This window comes from Candidatus Saccharimonas aalborgensis (assembly GCF_000392435.1).
Classification (GTDB): Bacteria; Patescibacteriota; Saccharimonadia; order Saccharimonadales; family Saccharimonadaceae; genus Saccharimonas; species Saccharimonas aalborgensis.
Genome location: NC_021219.1, coordinates 531129 through 556243, shown reverse-complemented (window position 1 = coordinate 556243; position 25115 = coordinate 531129). Strand labels below are relative to the sequence as shown.

Sequence of the window (25115 nt, the reverse complement as noted above, 5' to 3'; positions counted from 1 at the left end):
ATGCCAGCACTGCGGATCTCAGCACTGAGTGATCCTCGTCTTATCGATCTATTAAAAAACGGCGCTATCGGCGTTATGCCAACAGATACTGTGTATGGGTTGGTAGGTATTGCCAACAACCAACTGGCAATCACTCGCCTTTACCATCTCAAGTCACGCGCTCGGCAACCAGGTACCACTATAGCCGCAACCACAGATCAGCTCATCGCACTAGGGTTTCCTCGAGCAGAAGTTTTAAAAGCAGCTCGCTTCTGGCCAAATGCCGTAAGCGTGGAAATGAGCGCCGCTTCCCTTCCGAGATATCTTAGCGACGGGCAAGAACACATGGCGGCACGTATTCCCGCACACTCTGATCTTCAGAAGCTTTTACTTACGACCGGCCCACTTATGACAACGAGCGCAAACACACCAAATGCGCCTACCTCACAAAGTATCGACCAAGCAATCGACTATTTCGGTGAGAAAATAGACTTTTATGTCGATATCGGTCCTCTTGGCGACCGACCTCCGTCAACAATTATCGGATTCGACAGTGCCGGCGAGATTATCGTTTACCGACAGGGCGCCGTTCCCATTTTGTAACGACACAGCCTCTGCCGTTTTAGGGTCTTCTCAACACCTTTCCAGTAGTGCGAACAAGTTTTTTTGCTATCGGTAGTGCTCGGTTCCAAATTGTATAGAGCGGCGATAACGGATAGTCGTAGGTTCCCGCAAGCATCGTCTCCTGACTGGCAAACCCCTTCTTGAAGGTACTAACTCCATCGTTTAAAAGCCCATTCATGTCATACTGCTTAGCCCCACGCTGTTTACAGAGTAAGATCGTCTGCCACTTGAGTGCATAATTTGCCCTTCGTCGCTGTCCTTCCTCATTCATACCTCCGTATAGCTCGAATGCCACCTCTTGGCTCACTGCAAGCCACAAAAAAGCAACCGGCTTGTCTTCATAAAAGGCTGCCATGATGACAGATGCATCACCAAGATTTCTATGGACGTCACGATAATACGCGTCGCTATGGAGAGCAAACTCAGCACGTCCAGCCGTTTCATGGTAAATATGTAGACATTCGTTAAGCTCTTCATCAGTAGTAATTTGACGAAAATCAAGTTCCGCGCGCTGAGATTTGCGGATGTACTGCCTGGTCTTTTTTGTCATATCAGCCTGAAGCTCACTCTCGGTGCGTGTCAGGTCGAGGACAAGCGTATTCGGTATCAAAATCGTTCGATTTGAATGTCGCCATCCCTTTATATCAGGAAACACACGTGTATTGGGTTCGACACTGAGGACTGTTCCGGGCAAATGGTGCCGTACGTATGAGGCAAGGGCATTGAGCGTATCTACTTCCCTTCCCGTGCGGCTAACTGGCCCACGCGGAATGTAGACAAAGCGACGAAATGCCCCAGGTAGTTTTCTTACTAGGAGCTGGGCACCACCGATAACCTCTGAACCATCGTTAACAAGTATACGATGTGCCGTCCAATGATGTGCCGTCTTTACGTCTCCCCAACCCCACAGTTGCAAAGGGTGACCATTCGTCACCGAAACAAACTCGTCCCAGTCTACTCTACTCTCGCACGGTGTTGCACCAATCATGACTGTAACTATTATACATTGTTTGTGCTATACTTAGGTGTGAACACAAACACGCGGAGATAACAGAGGTAGAGATAACACGCTGGACTTTTCACGTGAAAAGTTCTGGTGAGTTTGCTAATGTTTTTTTTCGCGTGAAAACAATGAAAGAATGACCAGACCATCCATGAATCTCGCAAAAACCTACACTCCCAATGATTACGAGCCGACCATTTATGCCCTCTGGGAGTCGTCGGGAGTATTTAAGGCAAAGGGGCAGGGGACACCCTACAGCATCATCATGCCGCCACCGAACGCCAATGGCAACTTGCATGTTGGACATGCACTTGGCAGCGCTCTGCAAGATATCCTGATTCGCTACCGCCGCATGAGAGGTGATGATGCTCTGTATATCCCCGGTGCCGACCATGCTGGCTTTGAAACCTGGGTTGTGTACGAGAAAGAGCTTGAGAAACAGGGGAAAACGCGCTTTGATTACACGCGCGAACAACTGTATAGTCAGGTGTGGAACTTTGTCGACGAACAGCGCGGCAACATGGAACTCCAACTCCGGGCTCTCGGCGCCGGCGTCGATTGGAATACGCTTGTCTTTACCCTCGACAAAAAAGTAATAGATAGTGTCTATGATAGCTTTGAAAAGATGTGGCAAGATCAGTTGATCTACCGCAGCGAACGAATGGTAAACTTCTGTGTCAAGCATCAGACAAGCTTTGCCGACATCGAGGTAGTTCATAAAAACGAGAAAGGGAAGTTGTGGAGCATTGCCTACCCAACACTCGACAAGGTAGGGGAGATTATCGTCGCAACAACCCGCCCCGAGACAATGCTTGGTGACACCGCTATCGCCGTTCACCCCGATGATGAGCGCTACAAGGATCTGATCGGTACAAAAGTGCAACTTCCACTCATTGGTAGAGAAATCCCCATTATTGCCGACGACTACGTCGATAGGTCTTTTGGTACCGGAGCGGTAAAGATTACACCAGCTCATGATCCAAATGATTTCGCTATCGCCGAGCGTCATCAGCTCGAGCGCATCCAGGTCATCAACTACGACGGCACTATGATAAACGTGCCGCCTCAGTACGCTGGGCTCACAGCCGAAGAAGCTCGCAAAAAAGTATTGTCGGCGCTCTCGATTGAGGAAGCACTGCGGGGCGAACAAGAAATCGAACATGCCGTGGGACATTGTTATAAGTGCGGCAGCATCATAGAACCCTTAGTCAAGGAACAGTGGTTTGTAAAGATGCAAGAGCTTGCCAAAAACGCCATTACGGCTATCGAGAAGGGTGATATATCCTTTACCCCACACAACAAAGCTCAAGTGGTTATCAATTATCTCAAGGAACTTCGTGACTGGAATATTAGCCGTCAGATCCCTTGGGGCATCCCAATTCCCATGTTTCACTCAACAACCGATCCAGAGACCTGGCTGTTCGATCGTCGTGTTGACGAAACGCATATTGATGTAGATGGCACGACATATGTGCGCGAGGAGGACACGCTCGATACCTGGTTTAGCAGTGGCCAGTGGCCGTTTATTACCACTGATTATCTGACTAATGGACCGCTCGCTCGCTATTTTCCAAATGCAGTCATGGAAACAGCAGGTGATATCCTCTTTGCCTGGGTCGCCCGTATGCTCATGCTCGGCCTCTACCGAACTGGACAGGTTCCATTTCGCCATGTCTACCTGCACGGCCTTGTTCTTGATGAAAAGGGCATCAAGATGAGCAAAAGTAAGGGAAATGTTATCAACCCCATGGAAACAATCAGTGAATATGGGTCTGACGCACTGCGCATGGGGATCGTCTCTAGCCGTAGCGCCGCTCAAAATCAAGCATTCAGTCGGGGTAAGGTAATTGCCGGACGCAATTTCTGTAACAAATTGTGGAACATTGCACGATTCATTGAGGGTCAAGTAGGGGATTCGCAGCCCACTCCCCACCCAGATCTACATTCGATGGCTGATCATTGGATCATCCATCGACTTAACCAAGCAATCAGCACGGTTGAACAACAGCTTGATGATTACCGCTTCGCAGAGGCCGCCGAAACTCTCTACCACGTGATCTGGGATGATGTCGCTGACTGGTATATAGAGGTCAGCAAGATTGAGAAGCACACCTCAATGCTCGCCTGGGTGCTGGACACTAGCTTACGTCTAGCGCACCCGTTTGCTCCCTTCGTCACCGAAACCATCTGGCAAAGTCTCAACTGGCATAGTGATGTCCTCGCTGGTGCCGCATGGCCAGAGCAAAAGGACTGCAACGAGCTTGAAGCAGCCGAATTTGGGCGTCTCAAACGACTGGTGGCAGAAACACGCTATGTCACTTCAGAACTACCAGGTAATGAGCGCTATAGCCTGCTTTATATGGATGACTCTCTTGTGGCCGACAACGCTGGCCTCATCCAACACCTTGCCAAACTGGAAACTGTTGAACATGTCGATCAGGCCCGGGGTCTACGTCTCGCTAGTAGTGGTCGTGATGCTTGGCTCGACATTTCCCCTGAGATACTATACGAACATCAGACCAATCTCGAAAAACGATTAGCAGAAGCACGTGCCGAAAGTGAAGCGCTCGAAAAACGATTAGCGAACGATCAATATATTACAAAAGCTCCCCCCGAGCTCGTGGAGCAATCACGCGAACAGCTACAAGCCAAGCATTCCCTCGTCGAACGGCTCGCCCGCGAACTCCAGGTTATCTCAGAAGATAGTTCTGATTCTAGTCAATTATAGGGAGATTGGCGTTATCAAACGCGTGTCTGCTGCCTACCTCAAACATGCGCAATAGCTCCTTGTGATGACTATTCCGACGGGGCATGAGACTTGGTTGCTGATAATTAAAGCTGTTGGCAAGTGTGCTCAACAAGGGGTTGTAGTCACTATGAACATGAAGCGGTTTAATCTCATCAAGCGGTTTTGTGGTTTCAGATTCATGATATGCCGAAAGGAGTGGCCGGCTGACTGCCACAGCAAAGGCATGCTCTGCCTGGCTATCGTGAAATACGAGGCCAAGAGATAACAGTGCACTGAGAAGCGCGGTCAGGGAAGTAATGATTCTTTTTGTCGTATTCATTTTTTGTTTTCATTTAGACTACTCCATAAAATTTAGCATAAACTTTATGTTTTGTCAATACTATGATACTAATCGTGGTGATAGGGGGTGTGATTTGCAATTGATTGAGCACGGTAGAGCTGTTCGATGATGATAAGCCGTACCAGTTGGTGGGGAAATACAAGCGGTGAAAGTGACCAACTACTATTGGCACGTTCCTTTAGGGCGCTGGACACTCCGTAGGCACCGCCTATCACGATGCTCACGTGACGAGAGCTCGCAAGTTGTTGTTTAAGCACTCGCGACATAGCGGGGGAATCAACTGGTAAGCCGTTTTCGTCGAGCAAGATGACATAATCAGACGGCTGTATACGTTTTAGTATGCGCCTAGACTCTTCCTGAACGGCTTTTAGCGCGTTCATTGAACTGTGTGGCAAAACCTCCCACTTAACATTCCAGGGAGCTCTCAGACGCTGCTGATATCGTTGTATGGCATCAACGAGTAAGGCATCATGCTTCTTGCCGACAGTAACGAGGGTGATCATGTAATCCGGATCTTTTCCGCTTCGCGCGCCAATGCGCTCTGATCGGGCTGTTCAGCTATATCCGGCAAGCGACGATATTCTTCACCCGTCGAAAAAGCAAACAGCTTGGCATGAACATGATCTACCTCTAGCCCCTCGATCATGAGACCAACTTTGGCTTTATCTGGATATACCTCGCACAGCCGCTTGCCGATACGCAGTACCGTATCCATAAAATGATGGTATTCATCTGGGGGCATATCCCACACAGTAGCGATTTGTGTCTTTGGTACCACAAGTACTTGGCCCGGCTGAATCGGGTGTATATCGAGGAAGGCGAAGGTGTATTCATCCTCGTATATCTTGTGGCAAGGGATCTCCCCTTTAATAATTTTTGTAAAGATTGAGTCTTCCATGATTTCATTATACACCCCGCCTCTGTTAAAATGAGAGTACCATGGAGAGGTGGCCGAGTGGTTGAAGGCGCACGACTCGAAATCGTGTATGCGCGCAAACGTATCGGGGGTTCGAATCCCCCCCTCTCCGCCAATAAAATAGCAAAGGCTTTTACGTCTTTGCTATTTTATTGAGAATGGTCTGATTATCGGGCAGAAGTACCGGTAACGCTCTGTCCGTTCGTTGCGGCATTTGGAACGAAACTCGCCACGACGAAATTGACCGCCGCATAGGCGAGAATAGCCACAATGACACCGATAAGCGCATAAAGAATCGTATTTTTTGCCGCTTGTACCTGGGAAGCATCGCCTCCAGATACGACATAGCGCAAGCCGCCGATGATAATCATAATGACGGCAACCGCACCGACAATAAAGAGAAGGACGTTGCTGATTGTCGAAAAGACTCCGGCATTTCCAAAAAGATTTGATGGCTGCTGGTCACCGTGTGCCGCGTCCACCCCTTGAGTGACAGAACCGACAGCGTACGCCTGTGCAACATTGAGCGCAGCCACAACAACAGTAGCACTTAAGACCGCAGCATAGTTTGTCAGGGATTGTCTTTTCATCTGTTGGATCTCCTCATTTGTGTCGTATTATAGCAAAAAAAGTGTATTTTGTCGAGTGATTACGCTGGCCTGCGTAATAGCACTAGTGTACTCTCATCGCGAGTTGTCTGCCAACCCTCTGATTGAAGTTTGCGTGCAAACGCGTCCGATCCCTCCCAAATAACGCAGCGGACTCCATAGTGCTCAAACTGTTGTCGCCGAAACGTGTCATCTCGGAGAATACGATAGTAGTCGTCCATATATTTCCGGCCACCAAGCTCCCAACTTGGCATCCTGCCATCAATATACACCTCTGTATCTGGTAGTTTCCAGATTAGATATCCCCCAACATTGTAAGAATTAAAGATTCGACCTTCGCAGGGTTGCTGACGAAGCTTCTCGACAACCCCCTCAGGGTACTGGGTCTTTTCTGGATGAGCCAGAAATTGATAGTCGTACAGTAGACATGCTCCCAACACCATCCCGCCTATACTAAGCGTGAGCGGCAATAACCATTGATGGACAAGGGTTATCTTCTTTGGCAGGGTAGCAGCAAGTGTGCTAAAGGAGCGCTGCGTAGAAGTCAGGGACATCAGTACAAAGAGCGGGACATTCCGCACACTGAGAACGGCGCTTACGAGGAGTAGGCCATCAAACCACGGAATCGTCCGCCACTTTCGCCCCCGTAATACAATAGTGCTTGCCCATATGCCCAAGTAGGGCACGATGGAGGGCTCGAATGCAAATGAACGCCACTCGTCGATTCGGTGATGCAAGGAAGTATCTAGGAGGGTGCGAAATACTTCCTCATAGATCCGATAGCCATAGGGAGTAACACCCGTCAGAGCAACTGCTCCGACAAATGCAATCCCAAGTAACGCCGACCGACGCCAAATAGTAATCCATAACAGATAGACAAGCCCTAGGACAAAGCCGCCATGGATATTTGCCCACACTAGAAAGAGGGCGAGGATGGCTGCAATCCGCCACCGATGAGAGCTATCAATTAACCAAGATAAAAGCGCCATGAATCCCACTGTCCATGTCGTTGCGCGTACTCCAACGTAAGGCAGAACGGCCAGTGTAGCTATGACAGCTAGGGCACCATATCGCCAATTCCTCAGGAATACAAGTGTTGCAGCCGTCCATGCGCTCGCATACACGACAGAAAGCAGCACGAAACCACCAAGTTGGTATATTAGATAGTTAATGACATCTGCGAGCCATTCGTGATGTATCCAGGGAAAATCCGTCGCCGTATAAGAATAGAGGTCGTGCGCAGGGATACCATGCGACAAGATGTCACCACCTGAACGTATATGCCATCCCGCGTCGGGATCGAGAGCAAATAGGCAGGGAATGAGATAGAGAACAAACACCACCCCGCCAGTGACGATTGGGTTCCATACAAAAACTCGTTTAAAGAGAGATAGCCTCACTAGCCAACTATAGCATGTCTCTATACGCTAAGGTGTTGGTATGGTATACTACTATGGTTCAATTAACAATCTGAAGCGATCGTCTACGACAGTAGCATGGTCGATACGGAGGAGTACCCAAGTGGCTGAAGGGGACGGTTTGCTAAATCGTTAGTGTGGGGAGACCTGCAGCGGGAGTTCGAATCTCCCCTCCTCCGCCATAAAAAAATGACCTACGTTGGGTCATTTTTTTATGATGTGTGCTTAGTCAATACGATAAAAGTTTGTCTCAAGTAATCGTTTGTACGGGTCCCAAATCTGCTTCGCCTTTTTGTGGGTGAGGGTGGACATCTTCACAAGAATAACAACTAGCATCGTAAGTCCGGTCGACACAAGGGCAGCAAGAACACGGAAAATGACGTTTTCGCCCGTATCAAGCAGCAATATAAACGAGAGAGTAACGCCAAATAGTACCAACATCACCATCCATTCATTGGAATATACCTTATTCGCAATCTGCATGGAAAAATCCGTACGGTTTTTTTGATTTGCGACTACCTTATCTAGGATATCAGCTACCGCTTCGGGAGATTCACCCCCATAGGCTATGCAATAGCTAATGATTTCTTCATATTTTTCCTCACCCTCAGCAGCTTTTCGTTGTCTTATACACAACGATAAATACTCTCTTACTAGTACACCGAGCCGTTCTCTCGCTCCATCTGGCAAACGCTTTACGGCAATCATAAGTGCAAAAACCGCGTTGGCTTCGGCGCGAACTATCTTATGCATTTCCTCAATACGAGTTTTCTGAGCACTAAGGATTGGCGCGATATAAAACCCATACAAAAACGAGTTAACGGAGAATAGGGTGAGAGCTGCCGAATCAAACTTTGCTTTCGGTAAAAATAGCGACACAACGGTCATCGAGATAAAAATAAAGATAAAATAGGTAGATAAGCGAATTCGCACCAAGAATAGATTTTTCATCACTTTGATGATATCACTTATGCTAGTAGCCTGCAATTCGCCTCGCAATCTGCCAGCACCCATAGAAAAACCCCATGAAGCCATGGGATTTTTCTATGGTACACCCGGTACGATTCGAACGTGCGACCTTTGGCTCCGCAAGCCAACGCTCTATCCAGCTGAGCTACGGGTGCATACGTTCGCATATAGTAGCATATTTAAGAGGTCAGTACAAGATATCATATACTTAAAAGTATCCTTGCTGTTGTAGAACAAACGACATATAGTAGAGATATCACAATAATAAGGAGGTGATATGACTAGTATAAAAAGAGTGCTAGTGGCGATCTGTGCTGCTGTTATGGTTTCACTCAGCGGCATGCCATTTAATGTGGCCCACGCTGTCGACTACCAGTGGAAGTACACAACCTGGGGGAGGGCGTGGATAGGCTTCCGACTTGATATTCCTGGACACCGCGTTTATGGCGAGGTGCAGGATATAAAGACCGACGGCTATTGTGTTGAAGTGCGATTAAGAAGAGCAGATGAGGTATGGCCCGGTATACGGGCAGCCATCTCTTGTGGTCCAATCGCGTCCTTTAACGTTGATAACCTACAGCCATACGATATGTATGCCCAAATCGCTGGAGCACGCATGTATCGTACCAACGGAAACTACTCTACCATCTACGGCTCGTAAGAGAACTTACAGGGTAGATCCTATCTCAGCCCCCTCCTTAGGGGGCTGCTTTAAATACGAAGTTTAGAGGTAATTCTGTCGTAGAGGTCTGGTTTTACTTCCTTCATTGGCAGACGAGCAGCAAGCATATCAACGAGTGGTTCACCAACGTCCTCAGGAAAATACAGGACTTGTGCCAGTTGGAATCGCTTCCGAGGTGTTAATATGATGCTGTTATGGCCGCCTTGAACAATAACACCAAAGGATTTGAATGTGTCGTAAGGCAACAATCGATCATCAACATGAAGCCCCTTACGGCTTAGCGTATAATGTACGACGGCTGGCGGTCGCCTAACATACACAAGAAGTGCCACCACCATGACCGGTATAAGCAGTGCAAATGAGATTGAGTTCATCCAAAAAATAGCAACCGCCATCAGTGCGGCAACAACGACAGTCATGATGATATACCACACTACCGGGCGTTCATGTTGAACATATTCGGGTGACTCCCATCTCAGAAGCGTCTCCTCGTCCTCGTCACCTGCCTCAGGGGATTGTGAGAGCGGTTGTGCGTCCTCAGCAGGGGCATCACTGGACATGGGCTGCACCTCTTCTGGCACTTCCTCGCTAGGCAGTTCTTGAACTTGCTGACGCTGATCGCTATCCATGTGCACAGTATAGCATGAGTGAAATTCTTCGCGCATCACCACGCCAAACAAAAAGACCCCGTTGGGGTCACTTTGCTTGGCGGAGAGGGCGAGATAGCGGTCACTTATGATCCCTATTTCCGCTCGCTTGCAAAACAAGCAAGCAAGTTTTGCTGCGCGTCGCTTCACGAAATCGCGGTTTGCGCGGCTAACGCCGCGCCCGCGAGTTCAAATCTAAGCGCCTATTCCGCCAGAGAAAAAACACCCGTTCGGGTGTCTTTTCTCTGGCGGAGAGGGCGAGATTCGAACTCGCGGTGAGTTGCCCCACGACGGTTTTCAAGACCGTTACCATCAACCACTCGGTCACCTCTCCATAGTATGCTTACTATATCAGAGAGAAACGGGGTCGTCGAGTGGTTGACGAGCAGCCACCGCCACCCATACCTCTCTGGCACCAGCAGCCAAAAGTGTTGTTGCCGCGTAGTGTAGCGTTGCGCCAGTTGTAAAGATGTCGTCAATGATAAGAACTGTGCCACCATCAATACGGCGAACAGCCTCAAACGCCCCCTCCGCTTGTTTTAGTCGCTCTTTCCTGCGTGCCCCTTGCTGAACTGTCGTGGTTCGCCGTTTCAAGAGAGCCTGGTATTTTACGCCACGCTGCCGTGCCACTTCTCGTGCTATGAGGGCAGCATGATCATAACCGCGTTGACGAATGTGGGTAGATACAGTGGGAACACTGGCAATCACAAGGTTGTCAGGCAGGTCAGGGAGAGCACTGGAAATAAACTCACCGAGTGGTTTTGCAGCACCCCTCAAGCCATCAAACTTGAATGCATCGATAAGGACCTTAACTGCTCCCGCACGTTCAGCAACACACCAGGCACGCACATACGGTGCAGCGCAGCGTGAGCAGTGGGCTCCGCGATCCTCGACGGGCCCGAGACACATGATACATCGCTCAAATGGGTCACAAATGATGTCGTATTTACAATAATCACAAAAAACAGTGCCAATCTCTCCGCAAGAGCAACAGTAGTGTGGTGCTAAAACATTTCCAACGATATCGAGCATTGTATTTTTTACGTTTTCATCGGTGTACTTATTGATTATACCGTGCTGATTAGTTATAATAAATCTCGACTATTTGTCAACAAGCCAGCGAGAAAAGTGGAGGATATCATGGCACGTAAGCAAAACGACGATCTATTGATCGAGGACGAACTAGCTGCTGCATTTTTAAATGACGACAGCGTTTCAGATGATCAGACATCTGTATCACCAATTCAATCTTCAGGTGACGATACTGCCTGGGGAGAAGCCGAGGATGATTTTCCTGGCCAGTTAGCAGTTGATGTATACGAGACCGAGGAACAGCTCATCGTCAAGGCAAGAACAGCTGGCGTCAACAAGGAAGATCTGGATGTCAGTATCAGCGACGGGATTTTAACTATTAGTGGTACGTTGAGTAGCGGTGACGATAGTCACGCAACCAACTGGCACATTCAGGAATGCTATTGGGGCGAATTTAGCCGAACATTGGCCCTTCCCGTGGCCGTAAAGGAGGATGAAGTCGCTGCCATACTTAAAGATGGTGTTCTGAGCATCACGTTTTCAAAGGTGAAACAAGAGCAGGCGAAGAAAATTACTATTCAGTAATCATCTTGCTAACAAAAAACGACCGAGATATTATAGGTCGTTTTTTGTTAGCCCTCCAAGAGCATACGTGCCTGCAATGCAATACGCCGCTCCGGTAGGGGGTGGCGTATTGCATTAAGCGACTATTTATAGCCTTTATATTATGGGGTCGTACTGTTGTTGGCCGATGCGAAGTTACTAATGACAAAGTTGACAAGGGCAAAGGCAAGTATGGCGACAACGATACCGACGATCGCATACAAGATCGTATTTTTGGCATTTTGGATTGCTGTGCTATCACCCTGAGAGACAGTGTAACGAATACCGCCAATGATCAGCATAATCACCGATACAGCACCAATGATAAACAGGAGAACGTTGGTAATCGTTTTGAAGAGCGGGGTCTGACCACTACAGCCCGCCTCTGTTCCAAAGAGACAGGATGTTTGGTCATCACCCTTTGCAGAGCCAGCACCTTGGCTCAGTGAGATATTATTGGCTGCGAATACCGGAGCCGAGCTCACACTCAACACAAGGGCGGGTACTGCTAAGAGCCCTAGGAGATGCTGTTTGATAGATAACTTCATGAAATATCCTTTCATTATTGGAATATACTCTTGCTTCTATATATAACAAACTTGCAGGCAAATGTTAATAGCGTGTTAAATACTATTTCACATTTGTCACGACAAAATTGACAAGCGCGTAGGCGAGAATGGCAACAATCAACCCAATAACAGAGTAGAGAATGGTGTCTTTTGCCGATTTAATGTGCGCTGGATCGCCCTGCGAGGTAACATAGCGAATACCACCAATGACAATCATAAGGACTGCGGCAGCACCAAGTACATACAACAGGGTATTAACAACTGTCTTGATGAGTCCACCAAGATCACCATTCTGTCCACTACCGCCCGCCGTGTTTGCACCCGTCCCGATACACGTCGCGGCGGATGTACAGTCAGCGGCAAACGTTGTCGATCCAACAACTAAACCTATTCCCACTACTAGAGCGATGATGCTGGTAGCTTGAACGACTTTCTTCATTTTTTTGTAACTCCTTATTACTATTAACTAAACCTACTTGCTACTGCCTGAACAACTGCAAACGAAAGAATCGCCACGATCAACCCAATCACAGAGTAGAGAATAGTGTCTTTTGCTGCCTTGATATGATTCGGATCGCCTTGTGACGTGACATACTTAAAGCCCCCGATAACGATCATAAGGACAGCGATCGAGCCCAATGCTATCAAAGCAGTTCTGATCCCATTCATAACGAGAGATGCATTACCGTTTTGACCGAGCTTGTTTTCACCCACTACACTACAGCCAGCCTTTTGTTCCGCGGGAATATTTGGGTCTGAACATATGGGTGAGAGATCGAGAGCCCCCGCTGTCGGTACAACGATGAGTATTCCTGCAATCATTGCCACCCCAGTGACTATACGTCGAAGAGTCCTCATCATCTCCTAAAGTCCTCCTACGACAAACTTAGTGATGACAAACGCACCCATAATGATAGCAAGGCCAATAATTGCACTGAGGATAGCATTTTTTGCTCGCACAACATTTTGCGCCTCTCCTTGAGAAGTGACGTAGAAGAAACCAGCAATAATAATGACGATAACTGCGACAATGCCTGCCCAAAAATAGACAGGGTAGAGGATATCGTTTTTGACGTCTATCGACTTGGTTGGACCCTTGAAGCCAATTTCACTGGTAGAATTAAAGACCGCTGCAAATAGTGTATTCATAGTTATCCCTTTATGAGCCCCGCGATTGCATTAACGATTGACGCGGCAGCAATACAGATGATCAAACCAATGATTGCATTGGTGATTGTTTTTTTTGCGCTTGCCATACCATCGGTTGAGCCTGCGCTAGTAATATACATGAAGCCGCCCTTTATGATGAAGAATATCGCAATATACGCCACAACGACGAGTGCCGCCTGGAGGATATTGAGCACTATCATCCAGATAAAGCGCGACATATCACCGTCGGCGTTTCCGGGGAACTTGATACTACAATCACCATTTTGTAGGTTTCGGTACCACGCTGGGACCCCAAGCAATGTATCGGGGCTGCAGGCAGCACTTACGGGAGTTGATGCAATCATAAATGATGTTGTGATAGAGACAACGATAAGGCTCAGCGCGAGATAGATAGAACGTATCATCCGAATACTCCTCCGGGAATTAAGAAGTTGAGAATGAGGGCCATCAGACCATAAGAAATCACCCCGATAATGACGTTGGTGATCAGCGTTTTTGCCTGGCTCACTTGGTTTGCATTATCTCCAGCACTGGTGTAGAGAATACCAGCAAAAATAACCGTGCCCACCGCCACAATACCGACACCTGCCGTCAAAATCTGCAATGCGAACTTTATCAGGCCCATCACTCCACCGTCACAGACAGACTGAGGCAAAATGGAACACTGTGCAGCCGCTGAAGCATTTTCAGTCGAAAACAGCACGAGAGCCATAAGGGCTAGACCGAAACCAGTAAACGCTATATATCGCCGCATAATTTATCCTCTGGATTTCAGTGTACACATCTCTCTCAAAAAAACAAACTGCTATCTCCCCAAAAGCATTGACTTTTTATCCTAAAAATGGTAGTATAAATACGGTTATGTGGGAACTGCGCACCATCCTCCCGCACGGTAGAATACACCTGCGGAATTTAGTGTTGATTGTCACAAGTCTCCTTGTGGCTGTTTTTTCCTGCAATCTCTTGCTTAGTGCCCCTGTTAGCGCCGCCGATGCGGTCCGTAACGGAAACACCATCACCTACAATAACGGCAGTTTCACCCAAACTGCCGATATTCAAGCTGGTGATAGCCGCCAATTACCGGTCGGAACGCACGTCTTTGAATTCCAAAATCCTCAAACCAACAAACGTGAGGCGATTATCATTGACACAGCTCAAGATCCCACCAAGGCAACGAGCGCACAGTACATTGTGTATGATTTCAATTCTGGCCAGTATAGCAATCCTTCACCACCTGTCGCCGTTGCTATCGTCAACGGCATTACAAACAACACCAGTTCTCCCACCCCCAGCACCTGTAGTGGATCAGTCACTAATGGCCTGGGTTGGTTTATCTGTCCGATCGTCAATTTCTTAGCAAGCGGCATGGACCACCTCTATAACGCGTTGTCGTCATTTCTCACCGTCCGCCCAGTCCAAACCTCGACTACTAACTCTCTCTACAGGATGTGGGTAATCGTACGAGATATCGCCAACGCTCTCTTCGTCGTCGCATTTCTGGTTGTTATTTACTCTCAGATATCAAATGTCGGTATCAGCAACTACGGTATCAAAAAAATGTTGCCTCGCCTCATTATCACCGCCGTTCTCGTAAACATCTCATACTGGATCTGCGCACTGGCAGTAGACGTTTCAAATTATCTTGGCTATGCGATTCACGATATGTTCCTTGGTATTTTCAACGCCATGAGCACTACCGAAAACTATGGCAACATCACTGCACTCAGCTGGTCAAGTGTTGCAAGTGCTGTCCTCTCAGGAGGAACAGCGGTCACTGCCTTGGGACTCTACGCTAAGTTTGTCGTCCTCGGCGGTTCACTCCCTGGCGCCCTCTACCTCTTGATACCGATCCTGGTTGGGATATTGATGGCTGTTCTCGTCGCACTCCTGGTAATGGCAGCTCGACAGGCACTCATCACTGTTCTCATCATCGTCTCACCGCTAGCATTTGTCGCCTACATCCTCCCAAATACCGAAAAATACTTCACAAAATGGCGCGAGCTACTCACTACAATGCTCCTGATGTTCCCGATATTTGCCGTCATATTTGGTGGCTCACAACTTGCCGGCATGGCCATCATACAAAACGCCGACTCATTTAACCTCATTATCCTCGGTATGGCCGTTCAGATAGCACCGGTTGCTATTACACCAATGCTCATTAAGTTTAGCGGATCACTCCTTGGGCGCATTGCCGGTATGGTCAATAATCCAAAAGCTGGCATTATGGATCGTACTCGCAACTGGGCAAAGGAGCGGGCCGAGCAAGAAAAAGCCCGCGTACTCGCCGGCAAGGGTCGTAACAACTGGGCAAATCGTACCACACGTAACGTCAACTATAACCGTCGTCGTCGTGAAGCATGGAAAAAAGTAAACGAATCTACCTATGACAACCTCTTTAACGACTCGATGGAAGGTCGACGCATTGATACCGCCACTCGCCAAACTGAACGGGATAAACAGCGTATCCAGCATAGTTTGGACGAAAACTGGCACGTCAAGATAAAAACAGACGCATCAGAGCTTGAAAAGGAACTGAGTGTCCGCTTGGCGGGCGATCGGGCCAAACTTGCCGGCGAACAAATTGAAGCGGCCTACGATGAGCTGCGCGTGGGCCACGCACCTATTGCCACCCCTGCGATGCAGCAACTCGCAGCCACTGCCTTTGAGACAGCCGAGGGAATCTCTCTCACCGCTATCCGAAAATCTCAGGCCGAACACCGACTCAAGAACCAAATCAATGACGAACTACTCAGCAATGGCCAAGTCCACCAGCGCGACGAGCACGGCGTGATTCGCCGCGATGCTGACGGTAAGCCAATCTTTAGCGGTCAGGTCCGCGCTATTGACGGCAGGTCACTCAATGAGTATGCGACCGGAATTGGTCACAAAGACAATGTCCTGGCTGGTGCAATTTCTGAAGGACGCAGTGAGTGGGGCAAGCAAGCCGCTGCGGCTGGTGAATTGATGAAACACTTTAAACTCGAAAGCGGCCAATACCAATCACTTGCGGCAAAGGGTAAGGGGACAGTTATTCGGGCCGTCGACGACAGTGGCAACGTTCACGAATTTGATGCTGGTGACGAATATGTCAAAGAGGCGGCGATCGTTACCCAATTCAAAGAGGGCTCGTACGCTCAAAAGATGGCCATCCTCAACGAAACTGGGTCAAAGGTTGTCGACACCAACCCCGACGGCAGTGTCAAACTTGATAGCTCCGGCAATGTTGTCTACCGCAAGGGTGTCAACTACGCCCATCGACTCTCGGTCAAGAGTGAGGCGATCGGTTCGGGCATCCAACGCCTTGCACCATTTATCAATGACGTTACTTTCAACGAAATTGTCAAAGGTAACTTCAATGGTATTGATAGTACAAATATGCACGCGATGCGCCAGATCTTTGAGGGCCGTATCAAGACCGATAACTTGGCAGGTGCCAACTTTGAAGCACTTGATATCTTGTACAAGCTTGGCTCACTCAAGCGGAGTGCTGACCCCGCCGACCAAGCCGAGTTTGCCCGGCACCGCAGCGCAATGTTTGAGCTCTTCGAGGGGATGTATGGTGGTACCAGTGATCCGCGCTACCAAAAAGTTGTCTCTACCTTCGACGACAAGTTCGACAAGAACTTTGCGGGTATGCTCAATGGTACGCGCGATATCCTCACCAGTCCGACGGTTGGTCGCGACACACCAGAGTCGTCTCGCGAGGTCATGGCAAAAGCACTGCGCGATGCCGGTATCGTCATTTAGCACACCGATGCTTATGGTATATTGACATTTTCATACCTTTGGTGTATAATGTATACATTCGTGATAATTTCAATAAGGAGAAACTCATTATCATGGTAAAACGATCTACTTTTGAACGACTCGGCGCTGGCTTCGCTCTTGCGACCACTGTCGCCCTCGGCACAACTGCGTGTGGTCCAGAAACCGTTTCGGCTGACAACCGCCCAACCGCCAGCGCCTCACAGACGCCTGGTGCGAGCACCCCCGAGAAAACTACTCAGACAGTTGATAAGCTCAATCCAAAAACAATAATTGACAGCGAAGCCTACAAAGCGCTCTCAGCAGAGGATCAGAAGTTCATTAAAGATATCCATGCTAGCGACGATATCTCACCATTTGAGAATCTGAAAGGACCGCAACGAGAACGTTATGGCGAGTTTCTGTTTCGTGTTTATGGCCCCTATGCGGAGCAACAAATTAAATTAATGAGACTAACTAGTGAAAAATTTGTACCGTTTGCGAATTATGGTAACCCTTCAAGTAGCTCCGATGCGCAATCGATTATTGTTCAAAAGGTCAATAAAGAGGCAACAGCGTGGCATATCCTCACTAATCCCGACGGCACGGTTCGCCCCGAGAACCGACTTGATGCAATAAGAATGCTCGCTATCGTATACTCTTCCTGTGATTCTCAAGAATACTTGCGCGCCAAGCAAGCAATGTTAGACTTCAGTGGTAATATCAAAGACCGTAGTGGCAGTGATGAGTATTTGTACAGCACAGCATGGGGAGAGGAATCATCTAGTTTTAATAATACGGCTAATGAGTGGCGGAAGACCCTGAATGCCAAGGGTGATACCACAGTTAGTCAATGGCAAGTCATTGGTACATCATTTCCTAAAGTCGGTGGAGGAGAGGGATTTGAGTGGACGCTATATTCTACAACCCCCGAAGGTAATAGTGGATTTAAAAAACTTCCCAATACCCCCAGTTAGTTAGGTTCTTATCGTCATACATGTCAAAAGTCCTCTTAATCAAGGGGACTTTTGATTCAATAGTATTTTTATACTAGACATGATTAAATAATCATAGGCACTATGAAACGATTTGGATTGTTTACTGTACTGGGAGGGGTTATTATAACCCTATTTACTCCTATACTCACCGCCCCCTCACTTTTTGCACTTTCATACACAAGCAGCTCTATAGACGATAAGGGTAAAGCCTGGGCATATGCCAGTTACGTCTATTCGTGTCTTGCTTATGCGAGCGGTAAGGCTGATTCGAGTGTTAATGATTTTGTTTTTTTTAGATCAAAAGACACGCAAATCGGAACATTCATTGACCCGGGTGGGGAGAGAAACTGCAATGATGGATCAAAGATGAGAGAAGCACTTGGATTTCTCGGCTGGACATCTGGAAAAGAATTTATTTGCGATATCGGGGTAAAACGCGAGAACAATAGTGACTGCAGAACTGGCGATGGTGACTGGATAATACAGGGGCATGAGCGCGATTTCTTTAACACCATTAAACAAAAGGTGGGCGCCAATCCATTTACGCCAGAGGGGTATGTTAAGTATAACTATTTCATTAAGTCATTTAAAACTGCCTGTAAGGTGACCAATGAGGCTACATACGACCCAGCTACAATGGAAAAGGGCGATACTGGCTATATCATCCACGCTCCAAGTGATGACAATACCCAGCTAATTGAAAAATTCTATAGAACTGAATTGGGTAGAGGAAAGCAGATCCCTGTTCTTGCTCCAATATCAGGATCAAACTCAAGTGAAATAGATAACGAAGGGGGCGGTCAGCAAAACTGTGAATCGCTTTCAAATCTCGCCGACAAATATGCTAACAATTACCTTACCTACGTCCAGAATGACCCGACCGCCGCTCAAACCTGTGCGAGTAAGTATAAGTTATCTCAGGCAGAAAGGACCGCGTGTGAAGACGGACTAAAAAATAAATCTGACCCTGCTTTTTGTGATACCACTTATCCACCCGCAACAAAAGCCGCAGAGAACACCGCATGTAAGTATGGACAAAAATACGCATCAGACCCAAATGCTGCCGGGAGCACAAATGGCTCAAAACCCACTTGTGTCATCAAGAGTATTGGCTGGCTCGTCTGCCCCATAATGAATTTCATGGCAACCGTCAATGATGGTGCACAAAATTACATTAGTATGGCACTCGTAGTCAACAAGGAGGTAACTGACCAAAACGGGGGTACCTTTACTGCATGGCAGCAATTCCGCAACTATGCAAACGCAGCGTTCGTCCTTGCCTTTTTGATTATCATATTCTCACAGATATCGAGCATTGGTATAACAAACTATGGTATAAAGAAGATGCTTCCTAAGCTCATCGTGGCGGCAATCCTTGTCAACGTCTCGTATTATGTATGCCAGTTGGCTGTCGATATCAGTAATATGCTGGGATATAGCCTCAGTAGTCTACTGTCGGTCACCGTAACCGACCCGGGAGCCGCAGCGGCAGCGTCCTCATCGAATAAGTGGCTCGACACGATCGGCGGTATCCTGGGGATGACTGGTCTTGGAGTTGCGGCAATCGCATTACTCCTGTCTGTATCTACCCCAGTCGTACTCGCGGCACTCCTCGCCCTTGCTTTGACCGTATTGATACTCATTGGTCGGCAAGCGCTTATCATACTACTCATCGTCATCTCGCCGCTCGCATTTGTCGCATACCTACTGCCGAATACTGAGAATTTGTTCAAAAAATGGTACAAGTTATTTTCTACACTTCTCCTGCTATTTCCTATCGTAGCGTTAGTGTTTGGCGCGAGCAAATTAGCCTCAACGATACTATCTGCTGCCGCAAACGGTGTTAGTGGGACTGATGCAAACGCGACTGCCACGAAAACAGCGCTGGGAGTTGGAGCGCTCGGTGTCTCTGCCATTCCGCTTCTCATTGTCCTGCCTCTCCTCAAAAATGCACTGGCAGCCGCCGGATCAGTAGGTGCTATGCTCAGCAAAGCCAGCTCCAAGGCAAATAGCCGCATTGGCAAGAAATGGAACGACACCTCTATGCTTGGCGCTATGAGCCAGCAGCGTCAGCGTAACCAACAACTCAAACGAGCTCAGACGCTCGGTGGGCATGGGAACGGTCTGGGTGCGAAATATTATAAGGGTATCAACAGACTCACTGGCAAGAATTATGGTGGCAAACTCTCAGCCCATGGTGCCGGTGTGGCGGCCGAGATGGAGAAAAAGGAAGTTGCCGATGAGGCGATACGGATGCAAAAAGGATGGAAAGAAGAGCAAAAACTAGACGAGGCCCAAAAAGTATATGAAAAAGCTATTGCCGAAGGAGACACCGTACGTGCGAGGGCTGCCCAGTCAATATTGTTGGCGGGCGGTGCGAAGGGAATGGATAATCTCCATAAGGGCATTGTGAACGCTGAAGGTAAAAAGGGCTTTGATAAAGGCAGTACAACGGTCCAAAAGTTGATGTCTGACCTTAGTGCGGCTGGTGTAAAGAGTCGTGATGCCGCCGTGAACTCATGGAGCTACTCGTCGGGCACGCTGTCGAGTTTTGACGGTGCTGCGGGTACCTACTCCGGACTTACGGATGCTGAGCTTGCGGGTCAGAGTGAAGTCCAGCTTAAAGCTGCTGTTAGCTCGGGGGGATTGGATGCAGCACGAGCACAGGGTATGATGGACAATCCCAATGTTTGGCAAAATCTTAATGAGAATAAAAGAAATGTTCTGCGCGGTGTAGCAGGGACGAACGGCCCAAGTACCCCTGCCGGAGCGGCAGCGGCTGCTACGGGGACTTCTGGGAGTGGTGCTGGCCAAATGCCGATGCCAAATCAAGCACCACCCCCACCTCCATCAGGAGGCGGCGCAAGTCCTGGCCCTAGCGCACCCCCAGCGAGTGGTGCAGCCGGCGGAGCTGCAGTAGGTACCCCGGGCGTACTCAATATCCCCCATGCCAGTCTCGGTGCTAAAGTTGCTCCTGCAAATCCTGCTCCTGCAGTCCCCTCAAGTGCAACGTCGTCAGCAACAAGTAGCTCAAGCGGATCAGGTGGCTACTCTGATATAGGAGATTTAGTTAACGTTGGTGCTGATGGTAAGGCCCGCCATGTTGCCGGACAGCAGTCAGTCACAAAAGACGGTTCTGTCGGTAAAGTAGGTGGAAGATTCTTGAGTGATTACGAATCAGAACAGATTAGAGCTCATGCTGACCAGATTAGAGACGGTTTAGCTGATAGAAATACGCCAGGTAGTGGTGGCACACCGTAGGAGTTTGTATGGCCGTCTATAAAGTAGCTCAAGATGTTGAAGCAGACGATAAACTCATTGGTCCCTTTAGTTTTCGCCAATTTATCTACCTCATCATTGTTGCTATAAGTATTACCCTCGCCTGGGGACTCGCGCAATTATTTGTCCCTCTGGCGATTATTCCGCTACCGATCATCGTCTTTTTTGGTGCACTTGCTTTGCCACTGCGCAAAGACCAGCCGATGGAGATATACATGGCAGCACTGTTGTCGTACTATCTCAAGCCGCGCAGACGCCTCTGGATACCCGATGGTATAGAATCACTCGTAGAGATTACTGCACCAAAGGTTGTTGAGGTCCAGCGCACCAAGGACCTATCGCAGACAGAAGCAGAACGTCGGCTCTCGTACCTCGCGAATATTGCTGATACTGAGGGGTGGGCCATTCGTCATGCGGCAACACCTGGTAGTGGCAGCAATATGGTGAGCGATGTGTTTCTTGAGGCGCAGCAAACTGTCGATATCATGGATACTCAAGGAGGTATCGCGCAGTCGATTGATACTATGATCTCTCAGTCCGACGCTCGTCGTCGTCAAGAAGTTGTCGAACATATGCGCGCGCCTCAAACTGTGCCTTCAAATGTAGCCACACAAGTAACACCTTCTGTGCAAACACAGGTGTCACCCCCGACCCCACCCGTCGCTGACCCATACGCCTCATTGACAATTGCTCCTGCGCAGGCAGCAGCCGTAACGGCGAGTGATCTGGCGGCTCTCCACCAGGCAAGTCCTTATCCCTCTAATATTCATCAAAGTGTTATCCAGCCCCTCGTCGCCCAGTCACCTCCGCCTCCAACCGTACCGCCTCAGGTACCAGTTCAGCCGCAAGTTCCTATAGTAAATCCCGAAACAAATACTACTCCAACCACTAGCGGAAACGGGGTCGATCCTGATATAATTAATCTTGCAAATAACACCGATTTATCTATCGAGACGATTGCTCACGAGGCTGAACGTCGCAAGAAAAAGCGTGACGACGAACAAGAAGTTGTCATCTCGCTGCACTAGATAGATAGCTTGGCATAAAGGGAGTGGGAGTGCCACCAAACAACCAACAAAGTCCAGTTCAACCCCAGCAAGCAGCACCGAATATTGGTGTTGTTGATGCTTCTCAGCAACAATTTCAGCCCCCAGTTGCTCCACAGCTTCCGCAGTCAAATCAAAAAACCCCTGGCCAGCAGCCAAAACGTCCGGTCAGCACCCAGAATAGTCTGCTACTATCTGAGATTCGTGAAAATATGATCATCATGGCCGACGGAAGTTTCCGGGCAGTTATCGCCTGTAAGTCGATTAATTTTGATCTCATGAGCTCGCGCGAACGAGAGGGGGTTGAGTTTAGTTATCAGAACTTTCTCAATGCACTGTATTTTCCCATCCAAATATTTATCCGTTCACAGCGCGTCGACATTGGTCCCTACCTCGATAAGCTAGAGGGAATTCGCCGCACTCAGGAAAATATGCTCCTCAATGTCCTCATGGACGATTATGTCCAATTTATCGATGTGCTAGCACAAGAGGCAAATATTATGGATAAAAGCTTTTTTGTAATTGTCCCGTTCTCACCCGCTGGAGATCTCAGCAACGTTGTCGAAAAGGGCAAGGGGTTCTTTGGAAAAATTATCCCCTCGGCCAATCAATCAAGTTCTGTAGTAAAAATCGACAAAGCAACCTACGAAAAAGCAAAGGATGAGATAAAAAATCGCGTCGATGCGGTTATCAATGGCCTCATGCAAGTGGGGATAACCGCAGTTCAACTCAAAACCAAAGAATTAGGTGAGTTGTATTATAACGTATATAACCCCGATACTGCCGTGCGTGAGCCGCTCGGCGACTTTACTAACGTTACTGCAACGTATGTCCGTAAGGGCGGCACACTCCCCACACCGACCCAAACAGGGGGGATCATCTAGTGGCAAAGAAGCTTGATCCTATTGATATTGCTGCTCAACAACGCGAGCGAGAGCAGGTAGAGGTCGAACAAGCCTTTCTCAAGGGTATGACCACACTTCGAGACCTCATCGCCCCAAGTAGTCTCGAGATTCACTCAGGTTATTTCCGTGTCGGAACGAAGTATGGTCGAACGATGTATGTCTACGGATACCCCCGCGAACTATACACGGGCTGGCTCAGTTCGCTCATAAATATCGACCAAGTAATCGATATAAGTATGTTTATTTACCCGGTTGATACACAGGTAGTCCTCAATAATCTTCGCAAGAAAGTAACGCAGCTCGAAGCCGATATGTCTATCAACGCCGAAAAGGGACTTACGCGCGACCCTGGGCGCGAGGCGGCACTAAATGATGCCGAAGAATTGCGCGATCAGCTACAGGTTGGCGCTGAACGCTTTTTCCGCTTTGGACTGTATGTCACACTCTATGCCGACAGCCTCGAAGAACTCGGGTTTATCCAGCACAATATCGAAACGTTATTTGGTCAACAACTAGTCTACAGTAAGGTAGCTGGTAGCCAACAAGAACAGGGCCTCAATAGCACCATTCCTCAAATGTCCGACCAACTACAAATTCGCCGCAATATGAATACGGGCGCGATATCAACCAGTTTTCCATTTACAAGTGCCGATCTGACACAAGAAAAAGGCGTCCTTTACGGGGTAAATATGCACAATAATGGCCTCGTCATCTTTGACCGCTACTCGCTCGAAAATGCCAATATGGTCGTCTTCGCAAAGTCTGGAGCAGGTAAGTCATTTACCGTCAAACTCGAGGCAATACGCACTATGATGATGGGGGCGGACATTCTCATTATCGACCCTGAAAACGAGTACCAAAAGTTATGTGATGCCGTTGGCGGCAGTTATATACGACTTAGCCTCAATAGCGATACGCGCGTCAATCCGTTTGACCTGCCAAAAGTAATTGATACCGACGAGGCAGATGACGCCCTCCGAGCGAACCTCGTCACACTACACGGCCTCTTCAGGCTCATGCTTGGTGGCTCGGTGGTGAACGGACAGGCGATCGGCATGCTTACTCCTGCCGAAGAAGCTGACTTGGATCAGGGGTTAATCGATACCTATGCACGCGCCGGTATCACCAGTGACCCACTAACCCATAACTCTACCCCGCCAACGATCGGTGATCTCTACGATACACTCCTTCATATGGGGGGCACCGGACCTCAGCTCGCTCAGCGCCTACGCAAATACACCAGCGGAACATTTGCTGGTATATTCTCTCAGCAATCAAATATTGATATCAATAACAGTATGGTTGTGTTCAATATTCGTGATCTCGAGGACGAGTTGCGACCGGTCGCAATGTATATCGTACTGAGCCATATCTGGAACATCACCCGCACGATCCAAAAAAAGCGTATGCTCATCGTCGATGAAGCCTGGCAGCTTATGAAATATGACGACTCAGCCAATTTCCTCTTTAGCCTCGCCAAGCGTGCTCGCAAATACTATCTTGGTCTCACTACAATCACCCAGGATGTCGAAGACTTCATGGGAAGCAAAATGGGGCGTGCGATTGTCGCCAACTCTTCTCTCCAGCTCCTCCTCAAACAGTCGACCAGCGCTGTCGATGTGCTATCTGATGTATTTAAATTAACAGATGAAGAACGCAAACGACTCTCAAACTTCCCAGTAGGTCAAGGTCTCTTCTTTGCGGGTCAAAACCATGTCCATATACAGATTATTGCCAGTCAGACCGAGCAGAAACTCATTACTACAAATCCTGGTGCACTTTTGCAACAACAAACCGCGATAGGGAATCAATAGTTGTATAAAGGGGATAT

The 25115-nt window shown here is 48.4% G+C and carries 25 protein-coding genes and 4 tRNA genes; 12 read left to right on the top strand and 17 right to left on the bottom strand.

Annotated elements, in window-relative coordinates; genetic code table 11:
• The gene (locus L336_RS02845; RefSeq protein ID WP_041191261.1) at positions 1–582 is read left to right on the top strand and encodes an L-threonylcarbamoyladenylate synthase; all 582 of its coding nucleotides are present in this window, start codon (positions 1–3) and stop codon (positions 580–582) included.
• A 19-nt stretch (positions 583–601) separates the two neighbouring features.
• Here the strand turns inward: L336_RS02845 and L336_RS02840 are convergent, their stop codons facing one another.
• Entirely contained in the window at positions 602–1591 is a 990-nt protein-coding gene (locus L336_RS02840; protein ID WP_015641707.1) for a lipid II:glycine glycyltransferase FemX, read from the bottom strand.
• A 151-nt stretch (positions 1592–1742) separates the two neighbouring features.
• Between L336_RS02840 and L336_RS02835 the strand changes: the two genes are divergently transcribed.
• Positions 1743–4334 (top strand): valine--tRNA ligase, encoded by a 2592-nt coding sequence (locus L336_RS02835; RefSeq protein ID WP_128817292.1) that lies wholly within the window; start codon positions 1743–1745, stop codon positions 4332–4334.
• Here the strand turns inward: L336_RS02835 and L336_RS02830 are convergent.
• The 3 genes from L336_RS02830 to L336_RS02820 form a co-directional block, all read right to left on the bottom strand.
• Positions 4321–4674, bottom strand: coding sequence for a hypothetical protein (locus tag L336_RS02830; RefSeq protein ID WP_015641705.1), 354 nt, complete (start codon positions 4672–4674; stop codon positions 4321–4323). The two genes, L336_RS02835 and L336_RS02830, sit on opposite strands and share 14 nt — an antisense overlap.
• A gap of 68 nt (positions 4675–4742) precedes the next feature.
• Positions 4743–5198, bottom strand: coding sequence for a 23S rRNA (pseudouridine(1915)-N(3))-methyltransferase RlmH (locus tag L336_RS02825; RefSeq protein WP_015641704.1), 456 nt, complete (start codon positions 5196–5198; stop codon positions 4743–4745).
• A complete protein-coding gene (locus L336_RS02820; RefSeq protein ID WP_015641703.1) occupies positions 5195–5593 on the bottom strand; it encodes an HIT family protein in 399 nt (132 codons plus the stop codon). The genes L336_RS02825 and L336_RS02820 overlap by 4 nt, the downstream gene beginning before the upstream one ends.
• Positions 5594–5636: 43 nt before the next feature.
• On the opposite strand from L336_RS02820, the gene L336_RS02815 reads away from it, so the two are divergent.
• Positions 5637–5726 (top strand) — tRNA-Ser (locus tag L336_RS02815).
• 52 nt (positions 5727–5778) lie between these two features.
• Here the strand turns inward: L336_RS02815 and L336_RS02810 are convergent.
• Together L336_RS02810 and L336_RS02805 are read right to left on the bottom strand one after the other, a co-directional pair.
• Positions 5779–6201 carry a pilin gene (locus L336_RS02810; RefSeq protein ID WP_015641702.1) on the bottom strand — a complete coding sequence of 141 codons (423 nt, stop codon included), beginning with the start codon at positions 6199–6201 and terminating at the stop codon, positions 5779–5781.
• A gap of 59 nt (positions 6202–6260) precedes the next feature.
• Entirely contained in the window at positions 6261–7619 is a 1359-nt protein-coding gene (locus L336_RS02805; RefSeq protein ID WP_015641701.1) for a hypothetical protein, read from the bottom strand.
• 107 nt (positions 7620–7726) lie between these two features.
• Here L336_RS02805 and L336_RS02800 point away from each other — a divergent pair.
• Positions 7727–7819, top strand: a tRNA-Ser gene (locus tag L336_RS02800).
• 43 nt (positions 7820–7862) lie between these two features.
• Here the strand turns inward: L336_RS02800 and L336_RS02795 are convergent.
• Together L336_RS02795 and L336_RS02790 are read right to left on the bottom strand one after the other, a co-directional pair.
• Positions 7863–8588: a bestrophin-like domain gene (locus L336_RS02795; protein WP_237738773.1), complete on the bottom strand. Its 726-nt coding sequence runs from the start codon at positions 8586–8588 to the stop codon at positions 7863–7865.
• 96 nt (positions 8589–8684) lie between these two features.
• Positions 8685–8761, bottom strand: a tRNA-Arg gene (locus L336_RS02790).
• A gap of 122 nt (positions 8762–8883) precedes the next feature.
• Between L336_RS02790 and L336_RS02785 the strand changes: the two genes are divergently transcribed.
• Complete coding sequence (locus L336_RS02785; protein ID WP_015641699.1) at positions 8884–9267, top strand: hypothetical protein; 384 nt, start codon at positions 8884–8886, stop codon at positions 9265–9267.
• A gap of 50 nt (positions 9268–9317) precedes the next feature.
• Here the strand turns inward: L336_RS02785 and L336_RS02780 are convergent, their stop codons facing one another.
• The 3 genes from L336_RS02780 to L336_RS02770 form a co-directional block, all read right to left on the bottom strand.
• Positions 9318–9917 (bottom strand): hypothetical protein, encoded by a 600-nt coding sequence (locus L336_RS02780; RefSeq protein WP_015641698.1) that lies wholly within the window; start codon positions 9915–9917, stop codon positions 9318–9320.
• A 264-nt stretch (positions 9918–10181) separates the two neighbouring features.
• Positions 10182–10269 (bottom strand) — tRNA-Ser (locus tag L336_RS02775).
• Between the two features lie 17 nt (positions 10270–10286).
• Positions 10287–10844, bottom strand: coding sequence for a ComF family protein (locus L336_RS02770; RefSeq protein ID WP_160142762.1), 558 nt, complete (start codon positions 10842–10844; stop codon positions 10287–10289).
• A gap of 231 nt (positions 10845–11075) precedes the next feature.
• Between L336_RS02770 and L336_RS02765 the strand changes: the two genes are divergently transcribed.
• Positions 11076–11552, top strand: a complete 477-nt coding sequence (locus L336_RS02765; RefSeq protein WP_041191605.1) for an Hsp20/alpha crystallin family protein — start codon at positions 11076–11078, stop codon at positions 11550–11552.
• 140 nt (positions 11553–11692) lie between these two features.
• Here L336_RS02765 and L336_RS02760 read toward each other — a convergent pair whose 3' ends face one another.
• From L336_RS02760 to L336_RS02735, 6 genes are all read right to left on the bottom strand, one after another.
• Positions 11693–12118, bottom strand: a complete 426-nt coding sequence (locus L336_RS02760) for a pilin (protein ID WP_015641695.1) — start codon at positions 12116–12118, stop codon at positions 11693–11695.
• A gap of 82 nt (positions 12119–12200) precedes the next feature.
• Positions 12201–12578 carry a pilin gene (locus L336_RS02755; RefSeq protein ID WP_015641694.1) on the bottom strand — a complete coding sequence of 126 codons (378 nt, stop codon included), beginning with the start codon at positions 12576–12578 and terminating at the stop codon, positions 12201–12203.
• 23 nt (positions 12579–12601) lie between these two features.
• A complete protein-coding gene (locus L336_RS05645) occupies positions 12602–13000 on the bottom strand; it encodes a pilin (RefSeq protein ID WP_015641693.1) in 399 nt (132 codons plus the stop codon).
• A gap of 3 nt (positions 13001–13003) precedes the next feature.
• Positions 13004–13288 carry a hypothetical protein gene (locus tag L336_RS02745; protein WP_015641692.1) on the bottom strand — a complete coding sequence of 95 codons (285 nt, stop codon included), beginning with the start codon at positions 13286–13288 and terminating at the stop codon, positions 13004–13006.
• 2 nt (positions 13289–13290) lie between these two features.
• The gene (locus L336_RS02740) at positions 13291–13713 is read right to left on the bottom strand and encodes a pilin (RefSeq protein ID WP_015641691.1); all 423 of its coding nucleotides are present in this window, start codon (positions 13711–13713) and stop codon (positions 13291–13293) included.
• Positions 13710–14063, bottom strand: coding sequence for a hypothetical protein (locus L336_RS02735; RefSeq protein ID WP_015641690.1), 354 nt, complete (start codon positions 14061–14063; stop codon positions 13710–13712). Before L336_RS02735 ends, L336_RS02740 begins: the two co-directional genes overlap by 4 nt.
• A gap of 161 nt (positions 14064–14224) precedes the next feature.
• Here L336_RS02735 and L336_RS02730 point away from each other — a divergent pair, with 161 nt between their 5' ends.
• From L336_RS02730 to L336_RS02705, 6 genes are all read left to right on the top strand, one after another.
• Positions 14225–17059 (top strand): oligosaccharide repeat unit polymerase, encoded by a 2835-nt coding sequence (locus L336_RS02730; protein ID WP_128817290.1) that lies wholly within the window; start codon positions 14225–14227, stop codon positions 17057–17059.
• Between the two features lie 92 nt (positions 17060–17151).
• A complete protein-coding gene (locus L336_RS02725) occupies positions 17152–18033 on the top strand; it encodes a hypothetical protein (RefSeq protein WP_015641688.1) in 882 nt (293 codons plus the stop codon).
• A 102-nt stretch (positions 18034–18135) separates the two neighbouring features.
• A complete protein-coding gene (locus tag L336_RS02720; RefSeq protein WP_015641687.1) occupies positions 18136–21315 on the top strand; it encodes a membrane protein of unknown function in 3180 nt (1059 codons plus the stop codon).
• Positions 21316–21323: 8 nt separating this feature from the next.
• Positions 21324–22361, top strand: a complete 1038-nt coding sequence (locus L336_RS02715) for a PrgI family protein (RefSeq protein ID WP_015641686.1) — start codon at positions 21324–21326, stop codon at positions 22359–22361.
• Between the two features lie 29 nt (positions 22362–22390).
• A complete protein-coding gene (locus L336_RS05995; protein ID WP_015641685.1) occupies positions 22391–23263 on the top strand; it encodes a hypothetical protein in 873 nt (290 codons plus the stop codon).
• Positions 23263–25098 carry a VirB4-like conjugal transfer ATPase, CD1110 family gene (locus tag L336_RS02705; protein ID WP_015641684.1) on the top strand — a complete coding sequence of 612 codons (1836 nt, stop codon included), beginning with the start codon at positions 23263–23265 and terminating at the stop codon, positions 25096–25098. The genes L336_RS05995 and L336_RS02705 overlap by 1 nt, the downstream gene beginning before the upstream one ends.
• Positions 25099–25115 lie beyond the last annotated feature (17 nt).